7 protein-coding genes are annotated in these 6,000 nt (G+C 33.9%); 3 read left to right on the top strand and 4 right to left on the bottom strand.

Annotated features, from left to right (window positions below):
- Positions 1-228: SDR family NAD(P)-dependent oxidoreductase (locus RTP52_RS01695; protein ID WP_312368818.1), on the bottom strand; the 228-nt coding region annotated here is incomplete at its 3' end.
- A gap of 336 nt (positions 229-564) precedes the next feature.
- On the bottom strand, positions 565-1,974 hold the full coding sequence (locus tag RTP52_RS01690; protein ID WP_331660678.1) for a glycoside hydrolase family 5 protein: 1,410 nt from the start codon (positions 1,972-1,974) through the stop codon (positions 565-567).
- Positions 1,975-2,517: 543 nt separating this feature from the next.
- On the opposite strand from RTP52_RS01690, the gene RTP52_RS01685 reads away from it, so the two are divergent.
- Together RTP52_RS01685 and RTP52_RS01680 are read left to right on the top strand one after the other, a co-directional pair.
- On the top strand, positions 2,518-2,754 hold the full coding sequence (locus RTP52_RS01685; RefSeq protein WP_442913520.1) for a cold-shock protein: 237 nt from the start codon (positions 2,518-2,520) through the stop codon (positions 2,752-2,754).
- A gap of 26 nt (positions 2,755-2,780) precedes the next feature.
- Entirely contained in the window at positions 2,781-2,987 is a 207-nt protein-coding gene (locus RTP52_RS01680) for a heavy-metal-associated domain-containing protein (protein WP_312104125.1), read from the top strand.
- A 372-nt stretch (positions 2,988-3,359) separates the two neighbouring features.
- On the opposite strand, the gene RTP52_RS01675 is transcribed toward RTP52_RS01680, so the two are convergent.
- Both RTP52_RS01675 and RTP52_RS01670 read right to left on the bottom strand, forming a co-directional pair.
- Positions 3,360-5,024: a MutS-related protein gene (locus tag RTP52_RS01675; protein ID WP_312368816.1), complete on the bottom strand. Its 1,665-nt coding sequence runs from the start codon at positions 5,022-5,024 to the stop codon at positions 3,360-3,362.
- Positions 5,025-5,081: 57 nt separating this feature from the next.
- Positions 5,082-5,234, bottom strand: a complete 153-nt coding sequence (locus RTP52_RS01670; protein ID WP_312368815.1) for a hypothetical protein — start codon at positions 5,232-5,234, stop codon at positions 5,082-5,084.
- A 255-nt stretch (positions 5,235-5,489) separates the two neighbouring features.
- Here RTP52_RS01670 and RTP52_RS01665 point away from each other — a divergent pair, with 255 nt between their 5' ends.
- Entirely contained in the window at positions 5,490-5,807 is a 318-nt protein-coding gene (locus tag RTP52_RS01665; protein WP_312368814.1) for a hypothetical protein, read from the top strand.
- The last annotated feature ends 193 nt before the right edge of the window (positions 5,808-6,000 follow it).

Raw genomic sequence — 6,000 nt, 5'->3', positions numbered from 1 at the left:
TTTTACTTGTTCTTCGTTTGTAACATCACAGACATATCCGTGAGCTATAATTCCGTCTTTTTTATAGTTTTCTAATGCACTATCAACAGAAGATTGACGTGATCCATTTACAACAATTGTTGCACCTGCTGTAGCATATGCTTTTGCAATAGCATAGCCGATTCCGTGCGATGCACCAGTAATTAATGCTACTTTTCCTTTTAATGAAAATTTCTCCGTAAAACTCATAGTTATCTCCATCTACGCTCTGCGATGCGTACTTTTCTTAGTTAAACACGCAATTTTGTTTAACCTTTTTTCTTACGTAAACTATCTATAAGCCTTGATACAGCTAGCTTCCCCTTTCTATTTCATCTAATACCTATATGAAGCGAAAAAGAAGAACTGTGTCTTCTAGGCATAATTCTTGTTAACGATAGTTACATACTATGTTCCCGTAATTTCTGCATCACCAATTTTACGGTATTTGTCGCTATCTGTCAATTCTGTCTTCCCTTGGCAGTTTCCATCATATAAAAAGAATGGGCTCGATTTGAACCCATTCTTAATCAATACTTTATTTTTTTAGTTAGTTCCATAATACTGTCCTAATGATATACCGTTTGCACCAAGAGGTACCTGATGGTCTAGACCGATAAATTTTCCACCTGACTGCCATAATGCAGGTTTTAATAATGCATATTTTGCTTCATCCCAAGTTTGCCAATCATAGCCTAGTAAACCTCCAGTATCACCTGAGTTCGGATTGATACACCAGAATGTATGATGGATATGATTACTTACTATATAATCTCTTAATAATGTCATCCATTTCTGGTTCTTTCCTCCATCCATAAACCCTCCCCACTCACCTATTAAAAGTGGTGCAATACCTTTATCTTTAATATATGCCCAAGTATTATACCAATAATCATCTAAGAGAGTCTGAGCTGTAAAATCCTTATCAAACCATGGCTGGTTATATACGGATGGACCATAGTCATGAGGTGAATATACGATCTGGCTGTTGAGGGTACCTATATTAATTGGATAATCCTTTACTCCTCTTAAATTTCCACCCCACCAAGCACTATACCATGGAGCTTGATCACCAGTAGCTCCCCATACATCTGGAGTATTGTAGTTATAACCCTTTTCAGTTTTAGGGTACTGTTCAACCCCTTCAATCATAATTAATAATTTAGGATTTTTGGCAAGTATTGCTTTAGCACATCTTTCTGCTGCATATTTCCAGTTATTTTCATCTGTGGAATTATCCCATTTTGCCATATTGGTAGGAGTTGTTGGACTATATCCTCTCTGTCCATGTGGTTCATTTTTTATATCAAATGCTAGAATAGTATCATCATTTTTATATTTATCAGCCAGCCATGCTTGAGTATTGATCCACTTATCTGTGGTTATTTCACCTGCAGTAGTCGTAGTTAATCCATACCATAACGGATAGTTATGACCTGAATTATTGGCATCCGGACTATGGACATCTACCATTACTTTGATTCCCAACTGTTTGCAGTATCCCATAATAATATCAAATATTTCCATGCTATTTTTTACACTATTTGTTACAGGATCATAAAAATCAGGGTTGCATACATAATATGGCGGATTATTGACAGCAGTAACACTTGAAACTTTATTAGGTTTACCAACCATCCAACTATACAAAAGTTCCGTGGATATTGGAACTCTTAATAATCCTATTCCTCTGTTTGCAATATTAGTTAACATCCCCTTAATATCATACCATGCACCATGAAATACATTCTCAGTACAGTTAAAACCAAACCAATTCGCACCGGTCAACCAAACCTCATTACCATTCATGTCATAAATCTTATTACCAACACAATGCAGCCAGTCATCATTATTCGTATCAGCAGCATATGCCTTTTGACCAACATTAAAAAAGCATGTCGTAATAAAAATCGTTACTATCAAAAACAATGAAACTATTCTTCTGATTTTACTCATAAAAAAATTTCCCCTTTTCCTAATAATTTTTATAGCTCCCTATATGAGTGATCTCCAAAAAATAACACCTCCCCGATATTTTTTCCCTGTACCACTCGCCTTTATATACCTTTCACCCCCTTTGTATCCAGGCTATATGATGTTCATAGGTACTAATTACGAAATAGATAAAAATTTAGTAGTTAAATACTCTATTACATTTTGTAATTGATACATACTCTTTCGGATAATCACTCTTCTATAACCGTATGTCCTATACCCATTTTTATACCATTATATAGAATTAAATTAAAAGTGGTGACTTTTAAAATATTATCACAATCGGATAGCATCTCCCACAGCACCGTATGTCAGACTGTCTAACAATTACGTTTTAAATAAAATTCTTTTAGTCTAAGTTGTGTTTTTATTCTTTATATAGCAAATTTTTATTTTAAAAAGAAATCGCGTTATCATTATCTTTTTGTTTTTCTATTGCTATCACCAACATGAAAAAAATTAAATTGCGAATACTATTTTTGTGCTTTATAATGCACCTCGCATATGGACCATAAGAAAGGATTTCATATGGCAAATTATACTGGAACTGTGAAATGGTACGATTCTGAACGTGGATATGGTTTTGTATCCACGAACGACGGCCGCGATGTCTTTTTGCATCATTCTCAAATCAAAGAAAAAGGATCCGATAAACAAATTCATGAAGGTAAATCGATTGAATTTGATATTATCGAACAGGAGAAAGGCCCAGCAGCTATCAACGTGCACAAAAACTCTTAAGTCCCGCAAAGGAAAGGAGCATGTCTATGAACAGAGTCCACTATGATGTAACTGGTATACAAAACACCCAGATGAAAACCCAGGTAAAGAACGTATTAGAAAAACTCGAAGGCGTTCAACAAGTCAATGTAAACTTGGCTAATAGTACCATAGATGTTAGTTACAATAAAAAAACGGATGAAGAATCCATCCGTAATTGTATTGAGCATGTAGGCGGAAAAATAGAAAGCTAAATAGTCACTATTCATCAAGCCGAACTATGGGATCTATGCGTGAAGAATCGGGCGGGAAATTGTAAGATATTCATAACTTTTTAGTACCTTCATAGCTACATGGCATCTTCGGGTGCAATTGCATCTAACGATGCCAATGCAACGTGGTTCACGGGGTTCTGTACAGTTACAGATATTCTTACAATCTTCTCGCCCCTTCTTTTTTATACCAATCTTTTATTTACTGTTCTATAATTCTATAACAACCATCCAGATACCACAGCCAGCGTACAGAAAATGAAATTGGAACACCTATATCAATGACTTAACTAAATGACATTGCTATTTCTAGGCTGCCCCTTAAACCGATTTTCGTTTCCGTCTGCTAAATCACTAATTAGTGATTGAATTTACATAGCGGTTAGCTGTTCTAATTATCTCTTCTGGATATCCCATTCGCTCTAATAGAAGGATAGCATTACGCGTTGTTGTTGGTCCATGATACAATTTATAATCAAATTTCACATCGCCCTCATTTAAGACCTCTCTAAAGTGATAGTTGTCACAGGTATCTTTTAATTCCTCCGTGAGCTCCACATCATGGGTTGCAACAATTGAGATACAATTTTTTTGAACTAAGTATTTTATAACCGCAATCGACGCTGCTATTCTTTCTACAGTATTAGTTCCTCGTAGAATTTCATCGATAAAGCAAAGGGTGTTTCTTTCTTCATTAAGAATACTAAGAATTCTATTTAAGTAGTTTAGTTCCCTAATAAAGTAGCTATCGCCACTTATAATATCATCGCGAACTGCCATTGAGGTGACAATAGATGATCTTGGCATAACAAATTGTGTCGCAAGACAAGTATGGATACTTTGAGCTAAAATAGCATTTAACGCAATTGCCTTAATAAAAGTTGACTTCCCAGATGCATTCGAACCCGAAAGAATAATACAACTGTCAAACGAAATCGTATTGGTTATCGCATTCTGAATAAGCGGATGATAGATTTCCTCCGCTTTTATTGAATCCATGTTAGATTTAAATTCTGGTGTACAGTAGAAAGGTGAACTATAACGGAATGATAAAATCGATATCGCACAATCAATCTGCCCGATACTATGATAAATTTTAAAAAATGAATCCTTTTTCCCTTTTAAGGCTTTCATAACCTTATGGTATTTCGTAAAGTCAACTAAAGTAATCCCTCTAATATATTCAAATATTAGCTCTAAACCAACCCCGCTTAGTCTAGTCTGTGTATGCAATTCTAGTGACTGTACACTTTTGGAAAAACTGCGAAAACTAGACGAAGGTTCTTGTAATTCATGAAACGTCTCCTCAAATGAGGTTTCTTTACTCTTAACAATCTTTTTTGCTGTAAAAAGTAATCGTGTAATATAAGATAAGGTTACAACACTTCTTTCATACTTAGCATGCTGACATTCAAACACTACAAGATTAATTCCTGCTATTACTATAAGAATCGTAATCCATAATGCATTTTGTTGAACCAATGCCCCAATTAAACTTCCAAAGAGGAGAAACTGAAGTATTCGATAGATTAAAATGTGGGGAATCTCAAAAATATCAGTATGATTTAAAAAGGGAATTAAAAAGTTTCTAGGTTTTTTACCTAATGCAAGTAGGTATTCCATCATTTTTATTCGTTCCTCACCCCTTGCTCCAAAATACTGAATCTTTTCTTCCAACCCGGATAGCTCTTCTTCTGACCAATGCAGCTGATGAAGTGTAGCATAAAGGTATTCTTCACCGACTGAGGAACAACATTGATTTATTCTTTCATACACTTTGTCCATCTCTAAATCATTCCAAGTAATATCATCCACTTGTTGCTCGATTGGAATCTGATTTTTAATCTCTTCCCAGTAAGATGCTATTCCTTCATAATCATAATTACGCTCTGGCGGTATCGTGCCAAATCTCTTTTGTATGTTTTGCCTACGACTTTTTTTAAAGAAATATTCTTGAATGAATAAAGCTAATATTACTCCAAATAAAAAGATTCCAAGTACTATAAAAAATGAATTCATTCTTACTACCCTTTCTGCGTACTTTAGCATTCAAACGACTTAACATAATTAGAAAACTTACTGTATTATCAAACAAACCCAATTCTGCTCATTCATACCTCTTACATTGGAGGCAACTATGTAATTTCCCAATCTCTGCTCGTGAAGCACTCCATACACTAATCTCCTATCTAACTCTAAGGATTCACCTGCTACAACTACTTCAAACATCATATCTCGTTAGAATTACTTTAACGGATTATTAGATATTTTAAACCATTTGTAGGAAATAAAATAGTAAAACTTACTTTTAGGTGTATTTCTATTCTCTTTTAAATGATTTGGTTTTGTTGATGACAAAGGCTAATAAGTCCATTTATTCCTTATGGGATTGTAGAAAAAGATAATCTTATGTAGAAATTTGTTATATTTTAGTGTCAAGTATAATTATTTTGAATAGTATATTATGAGAAAGGAGATGGTATTATGTTAAATAAAAAGGATTTATTACGACAAATTGAAGGAAAATCAGATGAAGAAACGAAACAAATTCTCGAGAAAAACTATGGTATTAATTGGTGTATTCCTGAAGGAACTTGTAAAGCTTGGTTTGCTAAGGTTTTCATTTACTGCTCCACACGTGAATTTGAAGAAGAGTTAGCTTTTTTCTTATTCTTGGTAAACACGTTTGCTCATCTTTATCATGTTTGCTTCAAACATGAAGATACAGTATCCCTAGGTTGTACCTGCCCTTGTGGTAATAAACAAGTAATTGTTTACTATTCCTTTACACGTGGAGATTAATAATCATTAATTATCCTATCTCAAAATTATACGTACACATAATTTATTACAATAGATAATAATTTAGTAATAATCTAATAAAATGAAAAATTAATAGGAAAAAAATAGATACTACAGTTTTTGAAATATTCTCATAAACTGTAGTATCTATTTTAATTTTTCTACCATTTGTATCAATCCTTTCACCTCAGTT

This window comes from Lachnoclostridium sp., assembly GCF_031997925.1.
Taxonomy (GTDB): Bacteria; Bacillota; Clostridia; order Lachnospirales; family Lachnospiraceae; genus Lachnoclostridium.
The sequence above is the reverse complement of the archived record's forward strand: the minus strand, read 5'-3'. Positions and strand labels throughout refer to the sequence as shown.